This is a genomic window from Brevibacterium sp. MGP-B1 (genome assembly GCF_057766545.1).
This window is the reverse complement of record NZ_CM173407.1, coordinates 1,886,938-1,913,575: the sequence shown is the minus strand read 5'-3', so window position 1 is coordinate 1,913,575 and position 26,638 is coordinate 1,886,938. Positions and strand designations below refer to the sequence as shown.

General features: G+C 65.0%; 24 protein-coding genes and 1 tRNA gene. 20 read left to right on the top strand and 5 right to left on the bottom strand.

Annotated elements, in window-relative coordinates; translation table 11 throughout:
* Positions 1–20: 20 nt before the first annotated feature.
* From AC3CD9_RS08725 to AC3CD9_RS08710, 4 genes are all read right to left on the bottom strand, one after another.
* Complete coding sequence (locus AC3CD9_RS08725; protein ID WP_488367260.1) at positions 21–884, bottom strand: CorA family divalent cation transporter; 864 nt, start codon at positions 882–884, stop codon at positions 21–23.
* A 72-nt stretch (positions 885–956) separates the two neighbouring features.
* Complete coding sequence (locus AC3CD9_RS08720) at positions 957–1,430, bottom strand: hypothetical protein (RefSeq protein WP_488367259.1); 474 nt, start codon at positions 1,428–1,430, stop codon at positions 957–959.
* A gap of 88 nt (positions 1,431–1,518) precedes the next feature.
* Complete coding sequence (locus AC3CD9_RS08715; RefSeq protein WP_488367258.1) at positions 1,519–3,330, bottom strand: BCCT family transporter; 1,812 nt, start codon at positions 3,328–3,330, stop codon at positions 1,519–1,521.
* Between the two features lie 283 nt (positions 3,331–3,613).
* A tRNA-Asn gene (locus AC3CD9_RS08710) sits at positions 3,614–3,686 on the bottom strand.
* 87 nt (positions 3,687–3,773) lie between these two features.
* Between AC3CD9_RS08710 and smc the strand changes: the two genes are divergently transcribed.
* The 19 genes from smc to AC3CD9_RS08615 all read left to right on the top strand — a co-directional run bounded on the left by smc (position 3,774) and on the right by AC3CD9_RS08615 (position 24,003).
* Entirely contained in the window at positions 3,774–7,313 is a 3,540-nt protein-coding gene (smc, locus tag AC3CD9_RS08705; RefSeq protein WP_488367257.1) for a chromosome segregation protein SMC, read from the top strand.
* 238 nt (positions 7,314–7,551) lie between these two features.
* Positions 7,552–7,953 (top strand): hypothetical protein, encoded by a 402-nt coding sequence (locus tag AC3CD9_RS08700; RefSeq protein ID WP_025777325.1) that lies wholly within the window; start codon positions 7,552–7,554, stop codon positions 7,951–7,953.
* 160 nt (positions 7,954–8,113) lie between these two features.
* Positions 8,114–9,256, top strand: coding sequence for a signal recognition particle-docking protein FtsY (gene ftsY / locus AC3CD9_RS08695; RefSeq protein WP_488367256.1), 1,143 nt, complete (start codon positions 8,114–8,116; stop codon positions 9,254–9,256).
* A gap of 174 nt (positions 9,257–9,430) precedes the next feature.
* Positions 9,431–10,651 carry an ammonium transporter gene (locus AC3CD9_RS08690; protein WP_259357898.1) on the top strand — a complete coding sequence of 407 codons (1,221 nt, stop codon included), beginning with the start codon at positions 9,431–9,433 and terminating at the stop codon, positions 10,649–10,651.
* Positions 10,652–11,354: 703 nt separating this feature from the next.
* Positions 11,355–12,965, top strand: a complete 1,611-nt coding sequence (gene ffh / locus AC3CD9_RS08685; RefSeq protein ID WP_488367255.1) for a signal recognition particle protein — start codon at positions 11,355–11,357, stop codon at positions 12,963–12,965.
* A gap of 157 nt (positions 12,966–13,122) precedes the next feature.
* Positions 13,123–13,566: a 30S ribosomal protein S16 gene (gene rpsP / locus AC3CD9_RS08680; protein ID WP_488367254.1), complete on the top strand. Its 444-nt coding sequence runs from the start codon at positions 13,123–13,125 to the stop codon at positions 13,564–13,566.
* Between the two features lies 1 nt (position 13,567).
* Positions 13,568–13,798 carry an RNA-binding protein gene (locus AC3CD9_RS08675; protein WP_039210974.1) on the top strand — a complete coding sequence of 77 codons (231 nt, stop codon included), beginning with the start codon at positions 13,568–13,570 and terminating at the stop codon, positions 13,796–13,798.
* Between the two features lie 180 nt (positions 13,799–13,978).
* Positions 13,979–14,479: a ribosome maturation factor RimM gene (gene rimM / locus AC3CD9_RS08670; protein WP_488367253.1), complete on the top strand. Its 501-nt coding sequence runs from the start codon at positions 13,979–13,981 to the stop codon at positions 14,477–14,479.
* Between the two features lie 119 nt (positions 14,480–14,598).
* Positions 14,599–15,417 (top strand): tRNA (guanosine(37)-N1)-methyltransferase TrmD, encoded by an 819-nt coding sequence (gene trmD, locus AC3CD9_RS08665; protein ID WP_488367531.1) that lies wholly within the window; start codon positions 14,599–14,601, stop codon positions 15,415–15,417.
* A gap of 173 nt (positions 15,418–15,590) precedes the next feature.
* Positions 15,591–15,932, top strand: a complete 342-nt coding sequence (rplS, locus tag AC3CD9_RS08660) for a 50S ribosomal protein L19 (RefSeq protein WP_025777317.1) — start codon at positions 15,591–15,593, stop codon at positions 15,930–15,932.
* A gap of 31 nt (positions 15,933–15,963) precedes the next feature.
* Positions 15,964–16,587, top strand: a complete 624-nt coding sequence (gene lepB, locus AC3CD9_RS08655; protein WP_488367252.1) for a signal peptidase I — start codon at positions 15,964–15,966, stop codon at positions 16,585–16,587.
* Between the two features lie 195 nt (positions 16,588–16,782).
* Entirely contained in the window at positions 16,783–17,490 is a 708-nt protein-coding gene (gene lepB / locus AC3CD9_RS08650) for a signal peptidase I (protein ID WP_488367251.1), read from the top strand.
* Complete coding sequence (gene rnhB, locus AC3CD9_RS08645; protein ID WP_488367250.1) at positions 17,490–18,302, top strand: ribonuclease HII; 813 nt, start codon at positions 17,490–17,492, stop codon at positions 18,300–18,302. Before lepB (AC3CD9_RS08650) ends, rnhB begins: the two co-directional genes overlap by 1 nt.
* Positions 18,299–18,616 (top strand): DUF2469 domain-containing protein, encoded by a 318-nt coding sequence (locus tag AC3CD9_RS08640; RefSeq protein WP_025777313.1) that lies wholly within the window; start codon positions 18,299–18,301, stop codon positions 18,614–18,616. The genes rnhB and AC3CD9_RS08640 overlap by 4 nt, the downstream gene beginning before the upstream one ends.
* 223 nt (positions 18,617–18,839) lie before the next feature.
* Entirely contained in the window at positions 18,840–19,205 is a 366-nt protein-coding gene (locus tag AC3CD9_RS08635; RefSeq protein ID WP_488367249.1) for a YraN family protein, read from the top strand.
* A gap of 74 nt (positions 19,206–19,279) precedes the next feature.
* Entirely contained in the window at positions 19,280–20,857 is a 1,578-nt protein-coding gene (locus AC3CD9_RS08630) for a YifB family Mg chelatase-like AAA ATPase (RefSeq protein WP_488367530.1), read from the top strand.
* Positions 20,854–22,083, top strand: a complete 1,230-nt coding sequence (dprA, locus tag AC3CD9_RS08625) for a DNA-processing protein DprA (protein WP_488367248.1) — start codon at positions 20,854–20,856, stop codon at positions 22,081–22,083. Before AC3CD9_RS08630 ends, dprA begins: the two co-directional genes overlap by 4 nt.
* 49 nt (positions 22,084–22,132) lie before the next feature.
* Positions 22,133–22,810 (top strand): maleylpyruvate isomerase N-terminal domain-containing protein, encoded by a 678-nt coding sequence (locus tag AC3CD9_RS08620; protein ID WP_488367247.1) that lies wholly within the window; start codon positions 22,133–22,135, stop codon positions 22,808–22,810.
* A 77-nt stretch (positions 22,811–22,887) separates the two neighbouring features.
* Complete coding sequence (locus AC3CD9_RS08615) at positions 22,888–24,003, top strand: tyrosine recombinase XerC (protein WP_488367246.1); 1,116 nt, start codon at positions 22,888–22,890, stop codon at positions 24,001–24,003.
* A gap of 63 nt (positions 24,004–24,066) precedes the next feature.
* Here AC3CD9_RS08615 and AC3CD9_RS08610 read toward each other — a convergent pair whose 3' ends face one another.
* On the bottom strand, positions 24,067–25,137 hold the full coding sequence (locus AC3CD9_RS08610; protein WP_488367245.1) for a D-alanyl-D-alanine carboxypeptidase family protein: 1,071 nt from the start codon (positions 25,135–25,137) through the stop codon (positions 24,067–24,069).
* A 551-nt stretch (positions 25,138–25,688) separates the two neighbouring features.
* Between AC3CD9_RS08610 and rpsB the strand changes: the two genes are divergently transcribed.
* Positions 25,689–26,624 carry a 30S ribosomal protein S2 gene (gene rpsB / locus AC3CD9_RS08605; protein ID WP_488367244.1) on the top strand — a complete coding sequence of 312 codons (936 nt, stop codon included), beginning with the start codon at positions 25,689–25,691 and terminating at the stop codon, positions 26,622–26,624.
* The last annotated feature ends 14 nt before the right edge of the window (positions 26,625–26,638 follow it).

Here is a 26,638-nt window from a genome sequence, read left to right as displayed (position 1 = left end):
CGAGACTGGGTTCGGCCGGCTCAGGACGAACGTGTCAGTCGGCGGATGAAGACGAGGGTCGCCACCGTGAGCAGGCCGGGGATGACGAGGCCGAAGACGATGAACGCCGGCAGGCTGCCCAGACGATCGAGCATCCACTGGAAGTTCATTCCGAAGAATCCCGTCGCCAGAGTCAGCGGCAGGAAGATCGTCGCCACCAGAGTCAGCCGTTCGGACACGACGGAGTCCTGCTCGTTGAGGATGTCGCCGAGCATCGCATACAGACGCGTGGTCATCGACTGGTTCGCCCCGAACGCCGCTGCAGCACGGGCGAGCAGCCGCTGATGGTCCTCGCCGAGACTCTGCGCGAGCTCTTCCTCGTTCGACAGCAGCCTCTGCTGGGCCGCCTGAGTCTCACCGATCCGGAAGAGCTCGGCTCGCAGTCTCCCCATCGTCCGCCGCCGCGGTGAAGACGCGTAGCCGACTGCTTGTGACTCGAGTTCCTGGCACCGATCATCGATCTCGTCGAGCGCCTCTTCGCAGCGGCGTGCCACGATGAGAATGAGGTCGACGAGCGCTGTCCACGTATCGTCGGCATCGGCAGGAAGCTTTCCCGCTATGGAGTCCAGGGCCTTCCTCTCGCCGATGACGAGCAGGCCGCGTTCACGGGCGTGGAGCTGCAGCGCATGGTGGGCACGATCCTTGTCGAGGACCTGCAGCACGAGGTTGATCTGGTCGTCGACGACCGCAGCCATCGGCCGCCTCGGCGCAGGATGATGTGTGCCGTGCAGCTTCAGGTCGAGGACTTTCGACGCCTCATCCGTCAGCTCTCGGTCTTCGGGGGTGGCGAGAACGCAGCGTTTGTCGGCAGTGTGCTCACGCAGCGCCTCGATGCTGTCGACCACGATCACCAGTCTCGCCCTCCGTCTCTCGCCTTCAGCAGTGCCGCCTGCGAACACAGTATCAAGACGTCAGTGTCAGAATGCTCTCGCGAGATACGCTTTGTGGCCGTCGATGAGGGCCCTTTGCGCCTGGGTGTGGTCGGGCGGGGAGAGAATGTTCGCGGGGTTCGTCGGAGACAACCACAGTGAGTCGATTTCGACGATCCGACCGTTTCTCAGGCGCGCTGCCGCAGCCAGTCGATAACGTGAACCGGGAGCCGGGATGAGAATGCGGTCGAGATCCCGCCAGGCTATTCGATGAGGTCTGCCGGTGAAGCCGCACCAGATGAACTCCTCAGGAGTGATCTCCAACCGGGCCCGTGACCCCATGTGGAAATTCACCCACGCGCCGATGAGGAGGATGACCGGGCCGAAGAGGAAGAAAAGAAAAAACGGTTCGGCGAAGATCGCCAGGATGATCACCGTGATGAACGCGAGAATCGCCATGACGACGAGCATCCAGCCGACGAATGTCGAGATGTTTCCCTCGCGTCTGATGACTCTGTTCATCTTTCGACTTCCTTTCCTTCAAACCACCTGACGGCGGCCCAGCAACCTCGCGCGAGGTTGCTGGGCCGCCGTCAGGTAGCAATTGGGGTTAGTTCTTTGCCGAGGTGCCCTTTTCCGTGGACTTTGCGGCATCCTCCGAAGACTCGGCCGGTTCGTCCTCGATCTGGAGTTCCGAGGTCTCGAGGCCGAACATCTCGCCGTCGTACTCGTCGACCGCGGTGGCCACCGAGGTCTCGAGCACGTGTGCGGCCAGCTGCTCCTGGATGATGAGCGGGTCCTTCGACAGGTCCTTCCACACCGCCACGCACAGCAGCAGCATGACGATGACGAACGGCAGGGCGGAGACGATGGTGATGTTCTTCAGCCCGTCGAGCGCCTCGGCGGGATCGGAACCGCCCGCCAACAGCATGACCGCAGCCACGGCACCGGTCGCGGTGCCCCAGAAGATGACGAGGCCCTTGCCCGGCTCCTGCATGCCGTTGGCCGACAGGGTGCCCATGACGATCGACGCGGAATCCGCGCCGGTGACGAAGAAGATCGCGATGAGGATGACCGTGACGATCATGAGGATGATCGCGATGAGGTTCGGCAGCGGCAGAGCGCCGAGGAGGTCGAACAGAACCGTGTCCATGTTGATGTCCGGTTCTCCGTCGACGATGCTCGCCAATGCCTTGACCGTGCCTTCGCCGCGTTCGGCGCGTTCCTGGATGCCGATGGCACCGCCGCCGAAGATCGCGAACCAGATGGTCGAGACGACGGATGGGACGATGAGCACGCCGGTGACGAACTGACGGACGGTGCGACCGCGCGAGATGCGGGCGATGAACAGGCCGACGAACGGCGACCATGACACCCACCATGCCCAGTAGAAGACAGTCCACGACGACAGCCATTCATTGACACCCTGCCCGTCGGCAGCGGTACGCGAAGCCAGCTGCGGCAGATCCTGGATGAACGCACCCACCGAGGAGGGGATGACGTTGAGGATGAACAGCGTCGGACCGCCGATGAAGACGATGAGGGCGACGATGACGGCGAGCACCATGTTGATGTTCGACAGCCACTGGATGCCCTTCTCCACGCCCGAGACCGCGGAGGCGACGAATGCGGCCGTGAGGATCGCGATGATGATGACGAGCACCGGTGAAGTGACCTCGGACATGATGCCTGCGGACTCGATGCCGCCGCCGATCTGGATGGCACCCAGACCCAGCGAGCAGGCCGAACCGAAAAGGGTCGCGAGGATCGCGAGGATGTTGATGACCTTGCCGCCGAAACCGTTGACGGCGCGCTCACCGAACAGCGGAGTGAACATCGACGAGAACAGCTGCGAGCGTCCCAGACGGAACGAACCATAGGCCACGCCGAGACCGACGATGGCGTACATCGCCCACGGGTAGAGCGTCCAGTGGAACAGAGTCGTTCCCATGGACGTGCCCATCGCCTCGGCAGTGGAGCCGTCGACGGTGTTCGGAGGAGGGGACATATAGAAGAACAGGGGTTCGCCGACCGCGGAGAACACGAGTCCGATGCCCATGCCCGTGGCGAACATCATCGCGATCCACGAGGAGGTCTTGAACTCCGGCTTCTCATCGTCCTTGCCCAGCGGGATCCGGCCGAATCGGCTGACGGCGACGACGATGACGAAGATCGTGAAGATCGTGGCGGCGATGACGAAGAGCCAGCCGAAGTTGTCCATCACTCCGGTCAGCAGCGTGCCAGCCACATTGCCGAGGCTGTCGGGAGAGACGAAGCCCCAGACGACGAAAGCGACGGCAAGGAGGCCGGCCGCGAAGAAGACCACCTTGTCCAGACCCTCACGTTTGAAGGGCCGGAGCGCGGTCGTCGGATTCTTCAGGTGCTCGATGAGCTCCTGAATCTTGGTATGTTCACTGCTCATAGTGATCGGGCCGATCGGGGGCGGGTCCTCGGTGACACGAATGAGAACGAGCTGCCGCCTCGGCGTTCCTTCCTTGAATGGACTGCATCGGACAGGTGGCCGAAGGGATCCGAGCCGAGTGCACCCGAACACCTCTCACACATGATCATGACAGACCACGGGCGATGATGGTCGGAATTCCCTCATCTCGGACCACCATCGGTCGCCTTTCGCTGTGCTTCACCGTCACACAGGTGCGGTGAATAGTGAGGGACCCTGCCGCGCACGACAGGGCCCCTTCCAGCTCCCCCGGCTGGGCTCGAACCAGCGACCCTTCGATTAACAGTCGAATGCTCTGCCAACTGAGCTACGGAGGAAAACGGCGCAGTCGTCTACGCACGAGGAGAAACTCTACCAAAAGATTCGGGATCTCGCCGCCGCCTGCGGATATGCTGGTGCCCAATATGCATCTCAAAAGCCTGACACTGCGGGGATTCAAGTCCTTCGCCTCGGCGACGACCCTCCGATTCGAGCCGGGAATCACCTGCGTCGTCGGACCCAACGGCTCGGGCAAGTCCAACGTCGTCGACGCTCTGTCCTGGGTGATGGGCGAACAGGGTGCGAAGAATCTGCGCGGCGGAAAGATGGACGACGTCATCTTCGCCGGAACCTCGAAACGGCAGGCCCTGGGACGCGCCGAGGTGACCCTGACCATCGACAACACCGACGGAGTCATCCCCGTCGACTACACCGAGGTGACCATCTCGCGGACCCTGTTCCGCACCGGCGGATCCGAATACGCCGTCAACGGGGCACCGGCGAGGCTGCTCGACATCCAAGAGCTGCTCAACGACTCCGGCCTGGGCAAGGAGATGCACGTTATCGTCGGCCAGGGCCGTCTCGACGCGATCCTCCATGCCGACCCGCTGGAGAGGCGCAGCTTCATCGAAGAGGCCGCCGGGGTGCTCAAGCACCGACGTCGCAAGGACAAAGCGGTCCGCAAACTCACCGGACTGCAGACGAACCTCGACCGGCTCACCGATCTGCGCACCGAACTCAACCGGCAGCTGGGGCCCTTGGGACGGCAGGCCGAAGCGGCCGCGAAGGCAGCGACCGTGCAGGCGACGCTGCGTGACGCCACCGCCAGGCTGCTCGCTGACGACGCTGTGAGGATGCAGTCCTCCCTGGCATCGACGAGCGAGGGCGAAGACCACAGCGACCGCATCGCCGAACTTGACCACCGCCGCACCCGCACCGAGGCGCGGCTGTCGGAGATCGAAGCCCGGCTGTCCGAACTCGACAGCGAACTCGAAGTCCAACGCACCGCCGAATCGCGGACACAGACACAGGTCGTGCGTGCTCAGGGTCTGAGCCAACGTGCCGAGGACAAACGCTCCCACCTGCTCTCGGAGATCACGAGCCTGGGGCAGAGGGAAGCGAAGTCACCCGAGGAGCTGCGCGCCCAGGCCGAACGCAACCGCTCCGAACTCAGCGACGCCGAGGCGGCCGTGACCGAGAAGACGAACGCACTCGAGGCCAGCCAGGAGCGGAAGGAAGAGCTCACCCAAGCCCTGCGCACCGCCGAAGACGAGGTCAAGGCCGCACAGATCGCCATCACCGAAGCGGTGAAGAACCGCTCGGCGCTGCAGTCGAAGCAGACCCAGGCGGCCGAGCGGATCACTGACCTCAAGTCCCGGATCGAAGCCAACCGCGCGGAGATCGACACCGTCACCGCCCGCATCGCCGAACGCAGCAGGGAACTCGAATCGGCCGAGACCGGTGTCGAGGACGTCGAAGCCGGTGAGACCGAACTCGACTCCGCGTACGAGGCGGCGCAGGCCAGCCTCGAGAAGCTGGAGACCGAACGCACTGAGCTGCAGGAGCAGCGGGCGCAGGTGGCGTCCGAACTGTCATCGGCGAAAGCCCGCGCGGAGGCCCTGGCATTGGGCACCGCCCTGGAAGCCGACCTCGAAGACATCGTCAATGCGGACCTGCCGGGAGTGCGCACGGCCGTGACCGAACGGCTCAGTGTCGACCATGGGTTCGAAATGGCCGCGGCAGCGGCTCTGTCGACGACGGTCTCCGGTGTCATCGTCGATGACAGCGCAGCGGCGCTGGCAGTGCTCGACCACCTCGGCGAGGACACGAACGTGTCGCTGACGATCCCCGCCGGGGTCGAACCAGCGGCCGGGAAGGGCGGTGGGAGCGCCCTTGAGACTCTTCCCGAGCTGCCTGCGCTGGACGGCCTGCGATGGCTCTCCGACGTCGTCGACAGCGACGTCCCCGAACTGCGCGCTCTGCTGGCCCGGGCCCTGCACGGTGTCGTCTGCGTCCCCGATGCGCGCACCGGAATCGAACTCACCGTGGCCCGGCCCGAACTCACCGCCGTCACCGTCCACGGTGAAGTGCTCACCGCGACCCGCATCAGCCGGGCCCGCACTGCCTCGGGCACACGGCTGGCCTCACAGACCGCGCTCGAGGACACCCATTCCCTCATTGCCGACCTCGACGACCGGGCGGGGAAGCTCGACGCCTCCTTGACCGAACTCGAACCGCGCCTGACCGCGGCACGTGAGGAATCAGCCGCAGCCCTCGATGCTCTCCACTCCTCGGACGCGAAGATCATGGCCGCGGCCGAAGAAGTCTCGCGCATCACCGGCGAGATCGGTGTGGCTCGCACTCGCCTGCAGCGCGCGCAGGAGAACGCGACCGAACTCGAATCCCGCCTCGCCGCCGCCGAACGCGACTCTCAGTCGGCCGCGGCAGCACTGGCCGGAGCCGCCGAGGTCGACGAAGTCGTCGATACCGCCGCTCGGGACGAACTCAGCGCACAGGTCGCCCAAGCTTCGGAAGACCTCGTCGAAGCCCGTATCAGCCACCGGTCGGCTGCCGACCGGGCGCGGTTCCTCAGCGACCGGGTGGACTCCCTCCTGCGGGCGGCGAAGGCCGAAGAAGCGGCGCGGGAGCAGACGCAGCGCACGATCGCGAAGAAGAAGCGGGCGGCCGCCTCGGTGCAGCTCATCGCCGAAACCGCAGCCGAAGCCGCGGAGCTGGCCGCCTCGACGGTGGCCGAACTCGGTGAGGCGATCCAGGTCCTCGTCGATGAACGCGGCGGTCTGCGCGAAGAGAAGGGCCGCCTCGGCGAGGAACTGGGATCGACGCGTACCCAGCTGCAGAAGCTCAAGGACGCCGCGGCCGAAGCCGAACTGGCGAAGGAGCGTTTCCGACTTCGGCTCGAGGAGATCGCGCACCGATCGGAGGAGGAGACGGGGCTGGGAATCGACCGCCTCATCGACGAATTCGGGCCGCATCTGCCCGTTCCGTCGTTCGAGGAGGACGTCGAGGACCGGCCGTATGTGCGCGCCGAAATGGAGAAGCGGCAGAAGCAGGCGGCGTCGCAGCTCAAGCGCATCGGCACGGTCAATCCGCTCGCGCTCGAGGAGTATGAGGCGCTGAAGGAACGGCATCAGTTCCTCGAGAAGCAGATCGCGGACATCGAATCCTCCCGCAAGGACCTCATGCAGCTCGTCGAGGAGGTCGACCGGCACGTCGAACGCGTCTTCGCCGAAGCCTATGCGGATACGGCGCGGGAGTTCGAGGACATCTTCTCCCGCCTCTTCCCCGGCGGTGAGGGCGCACTGAGCCTGACCGATCCGAACGACATGCTCACCACCGGCGTCGACGTGCACGCCCGCCCGGCCGGCAAGAAGGTCAAACGTCTGTCTCTGCTCTCCGGAGGGGAGCGGTCGCTGGTGGCCGTGGCCATGCTGGTCGCGATCTTCAAGGCCCGGCCGAGCCCGTTCTACGTCATGGACGAGGTCGAAGCAGCCCTCGACGATCTCAACCTCTCGCGCCTGCTCACGGTGTTCAAAGAACTGCAGGACTCCTCGCAGCTCATCGTCATCACACACCAGAAGCGGACGATGGAGATCGCCGATGCCCTCTACGGAGTGACGATGCACGGCGACGGGGTGTCGAAAGTCATATCGCAGCGGATTCCGTGATCGGCAGTCCGCTCTTCGGCCGGCGCGCCCGAGGTGACAGGCCCGCCGCTGGGGCACAAGGCCATTTGACGGTGATGCCCAGGACAGTCCCAGGGAATTTTGCAACTGCCGTACGGCGGGCGAGCACAATTGTCGTGGCCGGGGACTATAGACTTGGGCCGAGACACAGGTATTCGAAGAATGTGAGGAGCGGGACGTCCATGGCCGAGGCTGCTGTACTGCGAGGTGGCTCGAGGGCATGAACTCGGTACTTGTCGTCATCGTCGGACTCGCGATCTCCTTCGCCCTGGCACTCGTCGTCGTCCTCCTCGTGGCTCTGCCCGGCCTGCGCGCCGAAGGACGCCTGCGATACTCCTCCGACGTGCAGCGATTCCGTCTGCCGCCCGAGTGGACCGGCTACGACGACGAAGTCCACGAATTCTTCGGGCACGATGACGGCACCTCGCACCTGGCGACCAGGGAACAGGCGGCGGTGACCGCGATCCGCGATCACTCCTATGTGCTCCGCCCCCAGCCCCGACGCCATGCGGCGCCCTCACTCATCACGGTCCGCCCGCGCACCCGCCACTGGAAGATCCCCGAGTCGGGAACCGGGTGGAAGACCACCGCCGGGCTGCTCTTCGGTAGCCGCGGATCCTGACCTGAGACTCATGCGGCCTCGAGCGGTCGAGGCCCGCGACAATGGAGACCGCGCCGACTGATTCCGGCGCGCTCACCGACACACTGACACCACCGGAAGAGTCCGGGAACTCGAGTGCCGGCGGCCCTAACGGCGGCACTCAAAGGAGGACGGAAGAACCATGGATCAGCCGATCATCTTGCTCATCGTCGCGGCGATCGTGTTCGCTCTCGTCGTCGGCGTGGGCATCTCGCTGCGCGTCAACGCGCGCAAGAAGGGCCTCGACGACAAGCGCGGCATCGATGCGGAGGTCACCGGTGAGCTGAGCATCGATGACGTCGCCGAGGCGGTCGAGAAGGACAAAGCCGAAGCGCGCGGTTCCGAGGTCCCCACCGAACCGGCCAGCCGCCTCGTCCGCCTGCGTGAACGCCTGGCGAAGTCGAACAGCGGGCTCGGACGCGGACTGCTCAACCTCCTCTCCCGTGACAATCTCGACGAGTCCGCCTGGGAGGAGATCGAGGATACGCTCATCCTCGCCGACGTCGGCGTCGAACCGACGACCGAGCTCGTCGACCGCCTGCGCGAACGCGTCAAGGTGCTCGGCACCCGGGATCCCGAAGAGGTCCGCGGGCTGCTGCGAGAAGAGCTCATCAAACTCGTCGATCCGACGATGGACCGCTCGCTCGCCGATACCGGCAAGGACGGTGACCCCTCCGTCATCCTCGTCGTCGGGGTCAACGGTGCCGGGAAGACGACGACGGTGGGCAAGATCGCCCGCGTGCTCGTCGCCGAGGACAAGTCCGTGCTGCTCGGCGCCGCGGACACCTTCCGCGCCGCCGCGGCCGAACAGCTGTCCACATGGGGTGAACGCGTCGGCGTCGAAACCGTGCGCAAGGAAGAAGGCGCCGATCCCGCCTCGGTGGCCTACTCTGCCGTCGAGAAGGGACAGGCCGACGGTTCCGACGTCGTCCTCATCGACACCGCCGGACGTCTGCAGAACAAACGCGGACTCATGGACGAACTCGGCAAGGTCAAGCGTGTGGCCACCCGACCGCTGGGGGAGGGCCACGAGATCGACGAGGTGCTCCTCGTCCTCGACGCCACCACCGGACAGAACGGCATGCAGCAGGCGAAGGTCTTCGCCGAGGCGGTCGACATCACCGGAATCGTTCTCACCAAGCTCGACGGCACCGCGAAAGGCGGAATCGTCGTCGCCGTCCAGCGTGAACTCGGGGTGCCGGTCAAGCTCATCGGCCTCGGCGAAGGCGCGGACGACCTGGCGCCATTCACCGCCGAAGGGTTCGTCGACGCACTGCTCGACTGATTTCGCACACCGAATCTGCGGATGGATTCTGCCGGGTCTCACCCTTGTAAATGCTGGGAGAGACCCGGCTTGTCATAATCACGAAACATAGCCGAATCATCACTGTGACATGCGTCATGGAAACTGTCTCTGCGCGGTTCGATCCGGAACCGGCTTCGACAGATGAGAGACGACATGGAACTCGATGCAGTGAACGTATGGATGATGGTCGCGGCAGGGCTGGTCCTGCTCATGACCCCCGGGGTGGCGTTCTTCTACGGCGGGATGACGCGCATCACCTCGGCCATCAACATGATGATGATGGTCTTCTCCGCAATGGCCGTCGGCGGGCTCGTCTGGGTGCTCTACGGATACGGGCTGAGCTCGGGTGATTCGATCGCCGGGCTCGTCGGCAATCCGCTGTCCCAGCTCGGACTCACCGGTGCCGTCGCCGACGATCCCGCCTCGCTGATCTCGATCGGCTACGGTTCGACGTTCGCGATGATCGCGATCGCACTCATCGCCGGTGCCGTCGCCGACCGAGCGAAATTCTCCACCTGGCTGGTCTTCTCGGCCGCCTGGGTGACGCTCGTGTACTGCCCGCTGGCGTTCATGGTCTGGGGCGACGGACTGCTCAGCGAATCCGGTGCGATCGGCAGCTTGTTCGGACCCGCCATCGACTTCGCCGGCGGCACCGTCGTTCATATCAATGCCGGCATCTCGGCGCTCGTCCTCGTCGTCGTCATGGGTCGCCGCGCCCGCTTCTCGACCCCGCACAAACCGCACAACATTCCTATCACCGTGCTCGGAGCGGCCCTGCTGTGGTTCGGCTGGTTCGGCTTCAACGGCGGTGCCGCCTCGACGATCGAACAGGGTGGGCTCATCTGGATCAACACCCTGGCAGCACCGGCCGCCGGCATGATCACCTGGATCATGATCGAACGGCTGCGGGCCTCGCGACCGTCCAGCATCGGCAGCGTCTCGGGCGCGATCGCCGGCCTCGTCGCCATCACCCCGGCGTGCGCCAACGTCGATCCCTACGCCGCCGTGCTCATCGGCATCGCCGCAGGAGCGGGAGCGATCTTCGCCGTCGAAGCGAAGAACCGTCTGCGCTACGACGATGCGCTCGATGTGGTGGCCGTCCACCTAGTCGCAGGAATCATCGGCACCGTGATGATCGGCTTCTTCGCCTTCCCGCACGAGGACGGACCGGCCGGTCTCTTCTACGGCGGCGGACTCGAACTGCTCATCGCGCAGGTGCTCGCCTGCCTCGTGGCCATCGTCTTCGCCGGACTCGTCACCCTGGCCATCTCGCTGGTGCTGCGGCGGACGATGGGGCTGCGGATCGACCCGCGCGAGGAACTCGAGGGCATCGACACCTACGAACACGCGGAGCAGGCTTACTCCTTCCGGTGATCGCGGCCGCCGGCGCTGGCTTCCCCGGTCACCGGTCGGCTGCTGAATTTCGGCCACTACCTCGCAGGTGGCCGCTTCCCCGACCGCTGCTGGCCGCCTGGCACCGTTGGCGGCAACTCTTCCCCACGCGGTCGCTTCCTACAGGTACTGACGCATCCCTCACTGGTCCTCACACACCACCCCGCTGCATCAGGGTGGTGTGTGACTACCGGTGGGGGATGCCCGTTTCTGGCCGCAGAAATACCCCACGCGCAGGCGAGTCTTCGCCGCGACGGCACCCCTCGAAGCCACTTTTCGCCTTATTGCGATCACCTCTGCGGCGAGCAGCATCCCTCACCGCTTGTTCTATCTCCTACAGCCAGTCGGGCACCCCTCACCACTCCTCGCAACCCGCCCTGGTGGAACGAGAGGTTTTGCGACCACCGGCGCCATTTGCGCAGAAGGGTAGGGGGTGAAAGGAAGGGCGAACGATGCTCAGCGGAGAATGCGAACGGTGGGCCGCCTCGGCGAAGGAATTGAGAAGTTTCCGCAGGATTCCTGCGGGCGACCCAGTGATCTGGTCGGAGCGGCTCCTGTCCCCGAGGCAGGCTCACTGTGACTCACCGGGGCTCACCGGGGTTTGCCAGCATGCGCGGTTTCAGCCGGACCCGGGTGAGTTGCTAGTCTAGAGAGTCGACCAAACCATCGTGAAGAAGGCTTGTACGTGTTTAACTCTCTGTCCGACAGGCTCACCGCGACTTTCAAGAATCTGCGCGGGAAGGGCCGGCTGTCCGAAGCCGACGTCGATGCCACCATCCGTGAGATCAGACGTGCCCTGCTCGACGCCGACGTCGCCCTGCCTGTCGTGCGTGCCTTCACCGGCCGGATCCGTGAACGCGCCCTGTCCGAGGAAGTCTCGGGCGCACTCAATCCCGGCCAGCAGGTCGTCAAGATCGTCAACGACGAACTCGTCGGCATCCTCGGCGGTCAGACCCGTCGACTCAACTTCGCCAAGCGGCCGCCGACGGTCATCATGCTCGCCGGCCTCCAGGGTGCAGGTAAGACCACCTTGGCCGGAAAGCTCGCGCACTGGCTGAAGTCCGAGGGCCACCGGCCGATGCTCGTCGCGGCCGACCTGCAGCGCCCCAACGCCGTCAACCAGCTCCAGATCGTCGGCGAGCGTGCCGGTGCCGTGGTCTACGCCCCGGAACCGGGCAATGGTGTCGGTGATCCGATCCAGGTCGCCACCGACTCGATCGAGGTCGCGAAGTCCAAACTCCACGACGTCGTCATCGTCGATACGGCCGGGCGTCTCGGCATCGACGAGGAGCTCATGCGGCAGGCCGCGGACATCCGCAGCGCGGTCAACCCCGACGAGGTCCTCTTCGTCATCGACGCGATGATCGGTCAGGACGCGGTGAAGACCGCCGAGGCGTTCCTCGACGGCGTCGACTTCACCGGCGTCGTGCTCTCGAAGCTCGACGGTGACTCCCGCGGCGGTGCCGCGCTGTCCGTCGCCGAGGTGACCGGAAAGCCGATCATGTTCGCCTCCACGGGCGAATCGATGAAGGACTTCGAGCAGTTCCACCCGGACCGGATGGCCGACCGGATCCTCGACATGGGCGACATCATGACGCTCATCGAGCAGGCCGAGAAGAACTTCGACGAAAAAGAGACCGAGAAGCTCAAGAAGAAGGTCGAATCCGGCGAGGACTTCGACCTCAACGACTTCCTCACGCAGATGGCGGGCCTGAAGAAGATGGGCTCGATGAAGAAGATGCTGGGCATGATGCCCGGCATGAGCCAGTACAAGGAGCAGCTGGCGAACTTCGACGAGCGTGAGGTCGACCGGGTCGAAGCGATTGTGAGATCGATGACACCCCAGGAGCGCTCCAACCCGAAGATCCTCAACGGCTCCCGCCGTGCCCGCATCGCCAAGGGTGCCGGCACCACGGTCACCGCGGTCAACCAGCTCATGGAGCGCTTCACCCAGGCTCAGAAGATGATGCGGTCGATGACCCGCGGCGGCGGAATGCCCGGCATGCCCGGTGGCGGAGGTATGCCGCAGATGCCCGGAATGGGCGGAATGCCTGGTGCCGCCGGTGGTAAGAAGAAGAAACCCGCAGGGAAGAAGAAGGGCCGCAAGGGCGGTCAGTCGGGCAACCCGGCCAAGCGTGCGCAGGAGGCGCAGGCGCTGGCGGACAAGAAGGCGGGCAAGACCCAGGACCCGGTCGGCTCGGCCTTCGGCGGAGTCGATCTGGGCAAGGACGAGGAATTCGATCCGGCGAACCTGCCCAAGGGCTTCGGCGGAATCTTCCCAGGTGGCAAGAAGTAGAGCCTTCTGGCACAATTGACTCTTGTACTTTTGCTCTCGGTCCGGGCCCTCTCATCCGCGCCGAAGTGATAGTCCGAGCCGCGGCTTCCAGCAGATCAACCCCACGATTCTTCTGGTACAGCTGTGCACACAGAACACAAAAGGAGACACCACTAAAGTGGCAGTCAAAATTCGTCTGACCCGCATGGGCAAGATCCGTGCACCCTTCTACCGCGTCGTCGTCGCTGACTCGAAGACCCGTCGTGACGGTAAGGCCATCGAACAGATCGGCATCTACCACCCGACCCGTGAGCCTTCGGTCATCGAGATCGACTCCGAGCGCGCGCAGTACTGGCTCGGCGTCGGCGCACAGCCGAGCGACCAGGTCAAGGCTCTGCTCAAGCTCACCGGCGACTGGCAGAAGTTCAAGGGCGAAGGTGAAGCGGTCAACACCGTGAAGCCGCAGCCTGAGAAGGAAGCCTATGTGGCCCCGAACGCCGAATCGGTGATCAAGGAAGCCATCACGCAGAAGGGCGGCAAGTCCGCTGAAGCTGCCGAGGCTCCGGCCGAGGAAGCAGCCGAAGCCGCACCTGAGGCCGCTGAAGAAAGCGCTGAAGCCTGAGATGTTGCCTGATTCGCTCGAACATCTGGTCCGCGGAATCGTCGATCATCCCGACGACGTCTCCGTTCGTTCGCGTTCTTCGCAGCGCGGCACGACCCTCGAGGTCCGGGTTCACCCCGAAGACCTCGGCCGGGTCATCGGCCGTGCAGGCAGGACCGCCAAGGCCCTGCGCACCGTGATGAACTCGCTGGCCGGCCGTGAGTCGGTGCGAGTGGACCTCATCGAGGCGTAATTCCAACATCCGAGAGGGGATGCAGTGCACGTGCGCTGCATCCCCTCTCGTGCATTCACTTAACCGTCGCCGACTACACTGGTGCCTGAACACGGCGGCCCGCCGTGCGACCGCAGAAGCGCAGTCACCTCAGTGCAGGGCCGGCCGAACAGACAGCGACAGCAGACTTCGAGGAGCAGTATGGACACGGTGATCGCCCGGCTGGGCAAGCCGCACGGAATCAAGGGCGAATTCACCGTCGAGGTGCGCACCGACCGACCCGAGGACCGGCTCAATCCAGGGGCGACCTTCGTCACGGATCCCGATATCGGACTGCTGACGCTGAAGTCGGCGAGGTGGCACCGCGATCGCCTGCTCCTGGCTTTCGATGAGGTCCCCGACCGCAACCGCGCCGAGGAGATCCGCAACACCCTCATCCTCGCCGAGGCGGATGAGGACGAAGACGAAACCGACGCCTGGTACCTCGACGACCTCATCGGCCTCAAGGTCTATGAGAACGACGCCCTCGTCGGCGAGATCGTCGACGTCACGAACGGGACCGCTCAGGATCTGCTCCACATGAAGCACACCGCCGGTCACGTTGTGCTCATCCCCTTCGTCACCGAGATCGTGCCCGATGTCGACATCGACTCAGGACGCGTCACCGTCACCCCGCCCGCCGGCCTCTTCGACGCCGAATGAGCGAACCGTTCCCGATGACCGAATCGTCCCTGATGATTGGCGGCGACACCCCCGCCGAGGCGACCGGAACGGACTCGGTGCCCCAGGGTGCGCCACCCGCCGAGGCGGTCGGACCGCAGATGTCGATCGATGTCGTGTCGATCTTCCCCGAATATCTCGCCGGACTGCAGCTCTCGCTCATCGGCAAGGCCGTCGATCGTGGTCAGCTGAGCCTCGGCGTCCATGACCTCCGGGACTTCACCTTCGACCGGCACAACACCGTCGACGACTCACCCTATGGCGGGGGAGCGGGAATGGTCATGAAGGCCGAACCCTGGGCGTTGGCTCTCGAGCACATCCTCGCGGAACGCGGCAGCGCTGCGGTGGGCGAAGGTGCGGACGGTGCTCGGACCGCCGGTCCGACAGCCGGAGGCAAGCCGACGCTCATCGTGCCCAGCCCCGCCGGGCAGGTGTTCGACCAGCGCATCGCCGAGGATCTCGCCGCCCGCGACCACCTCGTCTTCGCCTGCGGACGCTACGAAGGAATCGACCAGCGCGTCATCGATTGGGCCGGGGAGCACTTCGACCTGCTGCCCATGAGCATCGGCGACTACGTCCTCAACGGCGGTGAAGTCGCCTCGATGGTGATGATCGAAGCGGTCACCCGCCTCATCCCCGGCGTCATCGGAAACCCCGAGTCGCTGACCGAGGAGAGCCACGAAGACGGACTGCTCGAATACCCGATCTATACGAAGCCGGCGTCCTGGCGCGGACGCGAAGTGCCCGAGATCCTGCTCAGCGGCAACCACGCCGCGATCGCCAGGTGGCGACGTGACCGACGTCTCGAACGCACCGCGGATGTCAGACCGGATCTGCTTGAGAAGCTCGATGACCTGAGCAAAGACGACCTGGCGGCGCTCGAGCGGTTTGAGTCTGAGCGCTCAACCGTGACAGAATAGAGCGTCGCGTTTGTTGGCACTCACCTGCTTCAGGGGGATGAGTGCCCACGGTGGCCCGTCGCATCGAATCGGCGGGTCGACGGGGAGAGATCCCGACAGACGATCCAGTTACCGGAACACCGGTCCGATATGCGTGTCCTCGACCTGAAGCAGAGGCCACAGGAGAAACCACAATGCAGAAGCTCGATGTTGTAGATGCAGCCTCGCTGAAGTCTGACGTTCCCGAATTCCGTCCGGGCGACACCCTCAACGTTCACGTCAAGGTGATCGAAGGTTCGCGCTCGCGTATCCAGGTCTTCAAGGGAATCGTCATCCGTCGCCAGGGCGACGGCGTTCGCGAGACCTTCACCGTCCGTAAGATCAGCTTCGGCGTCGGTGTGGAGCGTACCTTCCCGGTGCACTCGCCCAACGTCGACAAGATCGAGGTCCTCACCCGCGGCGCCGTGCGTCGTGCGAAGCTGTACTACCTGCGCGAACTGCGCGGCAAGGCTGCTCGCATCCGCGAAAAGGCCTGATTTGCCCGGCACTGTGGGCGATGATCACACGGTGACGAACAGACATGAAGACGCGACCTTCGGGTCGCGTCTTCTGTCTTCGGCACGGTTCTGGAAGGCGATCGCGGCGATCGTCGTCATCATCATCGTGCTCGGCGGATCGATCCGCGGATTCGTCATTCAGCGCTTCACCATTCCGAGTGCCTCGATGGAGCCGACGCTCAAGGTCGATGATTCGATCACGGTGTGGCGTCCCGACGCCCTGCGCGGAGACCTCCAACGCGGAGACATCGTCGTCTTCGACGGCCGCGGATCGTTCGTCGACGATGCGTTGCCCACTCCTCTGCAGAAGATCGGTTCCTGGGTCGGACTCGGCCCTCGGGACGTCTACTACGTCAAACGCGTCATCGCCGTCGGCGGTGACAGCCTCGAATGCTGCGACGCGAAGGGCCGTCTGCTGCTTAACGGCAAGCCTCTGAGCGAAGACTATGCGCCGACCCCCGCCTCGGCGGTGGAATTCTCCGTCGAGGTCCCCGAGGGCACCATGTGGGTGATGGGCGACAACCGCAACGACTCCGCTGACTCCAGGTCGCTGCTGGGACGGCCAGGTGGGGGATTCATCCCCACCGACCGGATCATCGGCCCCGTGATCGGGCACGGCTCCTCGATCGACTGAGCGCCGCCTCGGTGCGAGGAACCGTCGTCCACAGAATGCCGCCTCGGTGCGGGCAATCGTCGTCGACTGAGTATTTGCACGGACGGCTGAGCGTTCGCACGGAACTGCACTGCGGCTGAGTGTGCGGCGAGAGTCGTGCTGATACGCTCGGTTCAGTCCACAGCCGCAGCCCTGGTCCGATGTGAAAGCGAACGAATGACAAGCGAATCCGAAGCTTCCCCGCCGCCCGCCTCGAAACGGTTCGCGCGCGGTCTGCTGGAGACCCTGGCGATCATCGTCGTCGCCCTGCTCATCTCGACGGCCCTGAAGACGTGGGTCGTCCGTTCTTTCTACATCCCGTCCGAATCCATGATGACGACCCTCCAGGTCGATGACCGGGTGCTCGTCAACCAGCTGGCTCACCGCTTCGGACCCGCCGACCGCGGCGACATCATCGTCTTCGACGACCCGGACCATTGGCTCTCGGCCGCCGAGACCGCCGAATACACGCCCAACCCGGTACTCGAATTCATCGGCTTGGCCCCCGCGGACTCGGGCAATCAGCTGATCAAACGGGTTATCGGCGTCGGCGGCGACACGATCAAGTGCTGTGACGCCGAAGGACGCCTGCTGGTCAACGGCGAACCGATCGACGAAACCTATCTCGATGAGGGCACCGCCCCCTCGGAGGTCGAATTCGAAGTCACCGTGCCCGAAGGACACTACTGGGTGATGGGCGACAACCGCAGCAACTCCGCTGACTCGCGATACCACATGGACACCGACCCGTTCGTGTCCGAAGACGACGTCGTCGGCACCGTGTTCCTCATCAACTGGCCGTTCAAGCATTTCAGCTGGGTCTCCACCCCCGACGAAGTCTTCGCGCAGGTGCCGGACACCGCCGAGGGACTCAGCGGGAACTGATGGCCGCACGTGGACTGACCGACCTCAGCGTCGAACGGGAACTGCTGAGCGCGGGATTCGACTACGTCATCGGTGTCGACGAGGTGGGCCGTGGCGCCCTGGCCGGGCCCGTCAGCGTCGGTGTCGCCCTGTTCGATCTGCGTGTACTCACCGCAGCCGAGGTGCCCGCCGGCATCCATGATTCGAAGCAGCTGAGTGCGCAGTCGAGGCAGGAAGCCACCGACCGCGTGCGGTCGTGGGCAACTACTACGGCAGTGGGGTCGACGACGCCTGCCGAACTCGACGAGGTGGGGATGACGATGGCGCTCAACCTCGCCGGACGTCGCGCCATGATCTCGATGCTGCGCGAATGGGCGGACGCTCGTTCCGATGGGCACGGTTCGGGCGGTTCCGAAAGGAACGGTTCGGTCGGTGTCGATGTCAACGGAACGGCCGCCTCGGCGGGGGATTTCCCGGGCCGGACGATGGTGCTCCTCGACGGTCGACACGATTGGCTTTCGGCCCCACTCACCCTCGATTGCCTGGGGATATTCGGTGACTGTGTCGACCTCGAACTGCCGCCTGTGCGCACCGTGATCAAGGGGGACGGCTCCGTTCCGGCGATCGCGGCGGCGAGCATCGTGGCGAAAGTGGCACGCGACGAGACGATGATCGCGCTCGCGGAGGCCCATCCGCACTATGGTTGGGAATCGAACGTGGGATACGGGACGGTGAAGCACCGACAGGGCATCATCGAACTCGGACCCAGCATCCACCACCGGAGAAGCTTCCGCCTGACCGCGGACTCAGGAGCGAAGGAGGGCCTGTTATGAGCGCCGATGATCTTGACGACTACGAAGCACAACTCGAGCTTGCGCTGTACAAGGAGTACCGGGACGTCGTCGGTCTCTTCGCCTATGTCGTCGAGACCGAGCGCCGGTTCTACCTCGCCAACCACGTCGACCTCAAAGCTCACAACGATGCCGGCGACGTGTACTTCGAACTCACCCTGCGCGACGCGTGGGTGTGGGACAGCTACCGGTCGGCGCGGTTCATCAAGACCGTGCACGTGCTGACGTTCAAGGACGTCAATATCGAAGAGATCGCGAAGTCCGATCTCGAGCCGCCGACGGCGATCCGCGGCTGAGACGGGGCGCCGGGGCCACCGACGAACCCTGGGCTCACTCACTCCGGCACCGATTGCTGTTGACGAGACACTGACTCGACCGTCCTCGGCCTGTGGATGAGGCAGCCTCGTCCACAGACCCTTTTTCTGCTCTTCCCTGAAGTATTGCCGGCATGGTCATCTGACCGGTATGGGACGAATACCAACACCCGGTCGGACACGAGCGTCGAAGAGCACGCGGACCGTGAAGGGCCTTCGCAAGCAGGCGCTCGGGAGCAGGGGAGAGGACCTCGCTGCTGCGTTCCTCGAAGACGCTGGACTCGTCGTTCTCGAACGCAACTTCCGGTGCCCCCGTGGTGAGCTCGACATCATCGCCCGCGACGGTCACACTGCGGTCTTCGTCGAGGTCAAGACGCGTCGCACCGCCATGCTGGGCTCACCGCTGGAAGCCGTGACCCGAACCAAACTGGCCCGCATCCGCACACTTGCGGGGATCTGGCTGAGCGGACAGGACGAATATTTTCCCTCAACGCGCATCGACGCACTCGGGATCATCATGGAACCGCGCGTCCAGTACTTCCACTGCCCGAACATCCAGGTCGACTCGTGAACGATGAGACCCTGGGACGGGAGGAACCGCCGGGCGATCCGGTCGAACCGCCAGAGCCGGTCGATCCGCCGGAGCTGGTCGCGCCGGCCGAGGCCGACGACGTCGAACCGACATCCTCGGCGCACATCATCGGGCGGGCCTCCGCCGTGGCTCTGTGGGGACTGACCGGGAAGATCGTGTCGATCGAAGCCAGCGTGAGCGCCGGTCTGCCGGGAATCGACATCGTCGGATTGCCGGATGCCTCGGTGAGCGAATCACGGAAACGGCTTCGTGCGGCCCTGTCCTACCTCGGCAAACCCGTCGCCACAGAACACCTGACGATCAACCTCACCCCGGGAACCGTGCCGAAGATCGGCACCGGATTCGACCTCGGCATCGCCGTCGCCGTGCTCCGAGCACTCTCGCTGATCACCAACGACGACACCGGCAGCGTCATCCACTGCGGCGAGATCGGGCTCGACGGCAGAATCCGTCCCGTCACCGGGGTGCTGCCGTCCCTGCACACAGCGCTGCAAGCCGGGTTCGACCGATTCGTCGTCCCCATCGGCAATGCCGATGAAGCGGGACTCATCGGACAGGCACGAGTCCTCCCGGTCGCCTCGCTGGCCGAAGTGGTCAATGCCTACGGAGGATCGATGGCCGTACCGGCACTGCCGGCGGTCCTCGAGATGGATCGGCCCGTCCCGGTCACCCCGGAACTCCACGACCTCAGCGAAGTCCAAGGCCAGGCCGAAGGGCGCTTCGGACTCGAGGTCGCCGCAGCAGGGGGTCACAACCTGCTCATGCGCGGCACACCCGGAGCGGGCAAGACCCTGCTGGCCCAATGCCTGCCCGGAATCCTGCCGCCGCTGAACGACGACGAAGCCGTCGAAGTCGCCACGGTCCGTTCCCTGCGCGGAGAACTCGACGGCAGCGACGGACTCGATCACCGCCCACCGTTCGAGGCACCTCATCACCGCAGCACCGCCTCGGCGCTCATCGGCGGACGCCGCCCCGGAACGGTCGGAGTCCTCAGCCGCGCCCACCGAGGGGTGCTGTTCATGGATGAGGCACCCGAATTCTCACGCGATGTGCTCGAAGCCCTGCGACAGCCGATGGAATCCCGTCGCGTTCACATCCACCGTGCGTGGGGATCGATGGTGCTTCCGGCATCCTTCCAGCTCATCATGGCCGCAAACCCCTGCCCCTGCGGAGTCGGGATGGCCGGTGCCGGCGGGGATTGTCGGTGCACCCCTCTGGACAAACGCCGCTATCGCAATCGGCTCTCCGGACCGCTGCTCGACCGCGTCGACCTGCAGCTAGAGCTCTTCCCGGTCTCTCCCGCCGACATTCGGCTCGGCGGGGACCAGGAGACCAGCACCACGGTGGCCGCCCGCGTACTCGACGCACGGAAGCGACAGTCGGAACGCTTCGCCGAATGCGACTGGAGGCTCAACGCCGAAGCGCCCGGAACCTGGCTGCGCGAACATTTCGCACTCACACCGACAGACCTGACGGACCTGGACCGGGCACTCGACACCGGCCGGATCACCATGCGCGGCTATGACAGGGTGCTGCGTGTCGCAACCACTCTGGCCGACCTGGCGGGAAAGCAGGGTCCCGATCCCGACACGATGAGAATGGCGCTCGCCCTGAGGACACAGGAGTCATGACCGTGAACACACATGAGGACGTACGCATGGCCATCGCCTCACTGCTGCGCATCGGCGAGCCCGGCGACGGACTGCTCAAACGGCTCGTCGACGGAATCGGCCCGGTCGCCGCGCTGGCGATCATCACGGCCGTCGGTCGCGGTGAGACCACCGCTCACGATGTCGTCCACGGTCTGGCCGACACCGGCACCGAGGCGGCCGAACACGGTCAGATGCCAGCGGCCATCGACCGGTGGGCGGTTCGAGCCGGGGAAACCGACGCGGTCGGGAGCGATCTGGACAAGATCGCGAGAATCGGCGGCCGACTGGTCATTCCCGATGACGATGAGTGGCCCCGAATGCTCGACGACCTCGGCCCTGAAGCACCGCTGGGCCTATGGGTGAGAGGAGCAGCTTCCCTCAGTGCCGCACTGACTCGTGCCGTTGCCGTGGTCGGGGCCAGAGCAGCCAGCAACTACGGAACCAAATGCGCCTCTGACCTTGCGTGGGATCTTGCCGCTCGCGGAATCACCGTCGTATCCGGCGGTGCGTTCGGCATCGACGCTGCCGCCCACCGTGCCGCCATCGCCCGAGAAGCACCGACCGTGGCATTCATGGCCGGGGGAGTCGACCGCTTCTATCCGGCAGCGAACGCCGACCTGTTCGAACAGATCCTCGCCACCGGTGCCATCGTGTCCGAGACTGCACCCGGAATGACGCCGATGCGCCACCGGTTCCTGCTGCGCAACCGACTCATCGCCGCCTCGTCGCAGGTGAGCGTCATCGTCGAAGCCGGGTGGCGCAGCGGGGCGCTCAACACCGCCCGGCATGCTCTCGAACTCTCCCGGCAGGTAGCGGCCTTCCCCGGATCCGTGTACTCGGCGTCCTCGACCGGAGCACACAAACTCCTGCGCGAGCACGAAGCGGAACTCGTCACCTGCAGTGACGATGTCATCGCGCTCATGGACGATGACACCCCGGCACTCTTCGACACGGCCGTGCTCAGTGCTGCCTCGGGGAGTGGAGAACGCCCGCCGTCTCTCGATCCCCGCGAAGGGCTCGACGAGAGGGAGAAGATCTGTCTGAATGCGCTGACCGTGTCGAAGCCGCTCGATGTCGGCACCATCGCCTCCCGGGCAGGGCTGACGATCGCGGATGCGCTCAACTCTCTCACCGCGCTCGACCTGGCCGGATTGGCCGCACGCCGTGACACCGGTTGGGTGAAGCTGCGCAGACCGCGCCCCTGATGCCGGCGACGACCGTTAGTCCGCCGCGGAGGCCGCGTACCCTGAGAACGTGAGCACAGACTCTCCCGCCGACCATTTCTCTCAGGGCTGGACGGCATTGCTGAGAACCATCGCCGAACTGCCCGACGGCGACTTCGAACGAGCCTCCGGCTGTGCCGGGTGGCGCGTCCAAGACCTCGTGTGCCACCTCATCATCGATGCCCAGGACGTCCTCATCACCCTCGTGACACCGAGCGAGGGCGCACCGACCCACGACGCAGCGAGCTACTGGACTGTCACGGACTCACCGCCGACCGGGGATGATCCCCTCGACGCGTTCATCCCGCGACTGGCCGCAGCCTACGAGGATCCGCAGCTGCTGAAGTTCCACCTCGACGATGTGGGCACAGCCGCCGACCGGGCCGCTCGGCTCGCCGATCCCGAACGACGGGTGGAGACCCAGCACATGGTGCTCACGATCGGAGACTTCCTCAACGCGTATGTCCTCGAGTGGACCCTTCACCACTTCGACCTCATCGCACACCTGCCGGATGCGCCGACTCCGCCGACAGGCTGCGTCGCTCGAAGCCGGACGACGTTCGAGGACGCTATCGGGTTGACGATCCCCGCGGAACTGACCGATGCCGAAGCGCTGCTCATCGGCACGGGACGACGACCACCGAACGCGGCGCACCGAACGGTCCTCGGCGACGACATAGGCGACCGGCTGCCGTTCATCCTCAGCTGAGGCCTGACGGCCGACGCCTGACGCCTGATGGCCGACGGAAAACGGCGGCGTCCTTCGGCGCCGCGTATCCTGGGGACGTGAGCACATCATCGACCGTCGCCGAGGTGGTGTCCGGCTATGCCGGCCATCTGCGGTCTCGTGACGTCTCCGAACACACTGCTCGAGCCTACGTCTCCGACGTCACTGACTTCCTCGAACACGCTGTGCATTCGACGAAGCTCCGACGGGGGAGCGGAGAAGGGCACCTCGCGACGGCATCTGGCGCACGCATCGACATTGAAACCGTCGAACTCGATGATCTGCGGTCCTGGCTCATCGCCCTCGACGATGCCGGTGCCGCGAAATCGACGGTGGCTCGCAAGATCGCTGCTGTGCGCTCCTTCTTCGCCTACGGTGTGAGCAATCTGGGACTGCCGAACAACCCGGCCGCGCGGCTGCGGACTCCGAAGAAGGACTCCCGCCTGCCCACGGTGCTCAAACCTCAGCAGGCCGCCGACCTCATCTCCGCAGCTGAGAAGCACCGAACCGGAGTCACCGGCGTGGGGCGGAGACGGAAAGGGGGAATCGCCGACAACGGCATGGATACGAGTGGCTTGATGGCAGACGACTCCTCGACGAGCGACCCGGCGGCAGACGACTCCACGAGGGGTGATTCCGCACAGCACGGCAAGAACGATCCACTCGATGCGGCCAAACGCATCCGCGATGCCGCAATCCTGGAAATGCTCTACGCCACTGCGGTGCGCGTCTCGGAGCTGACCGGACTCGACCGCAGCGATATCGATCACCGCGCATCGATGATCACCGTGCTCGGCAAGGGCAACAAAGAACGTCGCGTCCCGTTCGGGACCCCGGCACGCAGAGCCCTCGACGACTGGCTCGCCGCCCGCGAACTGTTCACCGGTCCCCACAGCGGCGACGCACTGTTCCTCGGCGTTCGTGGAGGACGCATCGGCGCCAGGCAGGTGCGCGAACTCGTTCACCGCTACGGCTCCGGCGACCCCAGCGCGCCAGACATCGGACCACACGGACTGCGACACTCTGCGGCCACACACATGCTCGACCGCGGTGCCGACCTGCGTCAGATCCAAGAGCTGCTCGGCCACTCCACGATGAGCAGCACCCAGATCTACACTCAGGTATCCATGCAGCGTCTGCAGGACACCTACCGGCGAGCACACCCGCGAGCCTGAGACTCACAGAGACGGACTTGGCCGGCAGAGTCATGGCGGAAGCGTCGGCCTGGCCGAGGCCTCCTACTTCCGGAATTCCCAGTGCCAGGGCTCGGGCAGGGACCCTGTCTGCCGTGCCCAACCGGGATGAATCCACCCGAACTTCGGCGCATTCGCCCGCATCCACTGATGCTGCGCGGTGCCGAAGGAATTGATCCCGCTGCCGAGGTCGACGGCCAGCGCCCACCCGTGATTCGACGTTCCCGGTGTCGCCGCCATCCGCCCCTTTCGCCGTTTGAGGATCACCTGCGTGGCGTAGTCCCGGTAAGCATCGGTGACCGAGATCGGGGCGCCGAACCGAGCCTCGAACGCCGACGAGAGCCGATCGAAAGCCGCTTGAGCATCGCAGCGCAGCATCTGCCCGGGGGCCGACTCCAACTGGCACATCGCCGAGGCGGGAATCTGCCCATTGCTGTGACCGCCCCACGCTCCGGCACCGGAGGTGGCCGAATCTCCGCCGCCTTTCGGTTCCTTCGCGGGCTTCCGTGACAGAGGCAGAAGCGCCGACTGCTCCTGGCCGAAGAACTTGCCCGGATCGACGTACCTCTGATCGCTCGCGGCCGGCCATGCTCCTATATGCAGGCACGAACGCTGACAGTGGCCACCGCTGCCCACCGTGCCGATCTTCTCGCCGGCGGCAAATCCCTCACCCTTCTTCAACGACGTCGCGGCCGGTTGGAACGTGAGCACATGATCGGACTCGGTGAGGATGCTGACGGTCGCAGTCCCCGCCACCGTGCCGGCAAAGCGGATCGTCCCTTCCGTCGGTGCCCGCAGCGGTTCGCCAACGACAGCGAGCACGTCGATTCCGCGATGCCCCTTGAGCCACGGCTTGTCCGGAGGATCAAAGGCTTCGATGATCTCCATCGCCGGCACTGGGGTGACCCAGTTCGTCGGTGCGCTCCTCTGAAGGCTGACCTGTGTCCGTGTCGACGCAGCCCCGGAGGCGGCGCTCGCCGTTGGGGGAGTGGTCGTGAGTACAAGTGCCGCTGCGATGATCACGGCAAGGAGCAGTGACTGCGGTGAGCCCAGGCTTGAGCGTCTCGCTCGGAAGTGGAACAGCAGGCGGAGGCGGTCGCGCGCAAAGAGAGTCATGGGAGCATGCAAACCCCTAGTGCACGGTCGTGTCACCCGTGAGTATCACCCCTGTGGACGAGCCGCCTCCATCCACAAGTCAACGACGCTCGAGTGAGGCATCCGTCCACAGGAAGCGATGGTCGAGTGCAACGAATCGACGGCGATCCGGCTCCCCACGCCCGACGGGACCCTGCGTTCCGGCGCTCGCCCACACCCATCGATCCACACCGGCCGACGCACGAGTCGATGCGACGATACGGGCCGGTGGGCCGCCTCGGCGGGGGATCGATCTCGATTGGAAATGACTTGCCCAACCGGGATAGACTTGGGCCCAGCAGAAGCGTGTCTTCTGACTACGCGTATCCGAATTCTTCTCCTTCCCATGGTGCAGGCAGCCGTCAGGTGTGCCTGTGGGGCGGACGAACCGGGTACCAGGAATCAACCGAAAATGTCATCGACGCATCCCGTCGATCGAATCGATGCGGACCTTTCAGGGTTCGTTTTGAGGACGATCGACGCGCGCGTGACGTAAAAGCACCCTGAGGGTGCACAGAAAGGAGGGCGTCGGCATGGCCGTCGTCACCATCCGCCAGCTGCTCGACAGCGGCGTTCACTTTGGACACCAGACCCGTCGTTGGAACCCGAAGATGAAGCGCTTCATCTTCACCGAGCGCAACGGCATCTACATCATCGACCTGCAGAAGTCGCTGGGCTACATCGACAACGCCTTCGAATTCGTCAAGGAGACTGTGGCCCACGGCGGCTCGATCCTCTTCGTCGGCACCAAGAAGCAGGCCCAGGAATCCATCGCTGAGCAGGCTCAGCGCGTGGGTCAGCCCTACGTCAACCAGCGTTGGCTCGGCGGTATGCTCACGAACTTCCAGACCATCTCGATGCGTCTGCGCCGCCTCAAGGAACTCGAAGAGATCGACTTCGACGACGTTGCAGGTTCCTCCCACACCAAGAAGGAACTGCTCATCCTGCGTCGCGAGAAGGACAAGCTCGAGAAGACCCTCGGCGGCATCCGCGACATGCAGCGCACCCCGTCGGCCGTCTGGATCGTCGACACCAAGAAGGAACACCTCGCGGTCGACGAAGCCAAGAAGCTGGGCATCCCGGTCATCGGCATCCTCGACACCAACTGCGACCCGGACGACGTCAACTACCCGATCCCGGGCAACGACGACGCCATCCGCTCCGTCTCGCTGCTGACCCGCGTGGTCGCCGACGCCGTGGCCGAGGGCCTCATCGCCCGCCACTCCTCGGACGACGCCAGCGGTGAGAAGAACGTCTCCGCCGTCGAGCCCATGCCCGAGTGGGAGCGTGAGCTCCTCGAAGGCAAGACCGAAGAGAACGGCACCGAGGCTGCTGCCCCGGCCGAAGAAGCCGCTCCTGCCGCTGAGGCTGCCCCTGCGGCCGACGCTGCGCCCGCGGCTGACGCCGATACCGCTGAAGCTGCTCCGGCCGCTGAAGCCGCCGACTCCACCGAGTCGACCGAGTCCTGATTTCGTTTAACTCC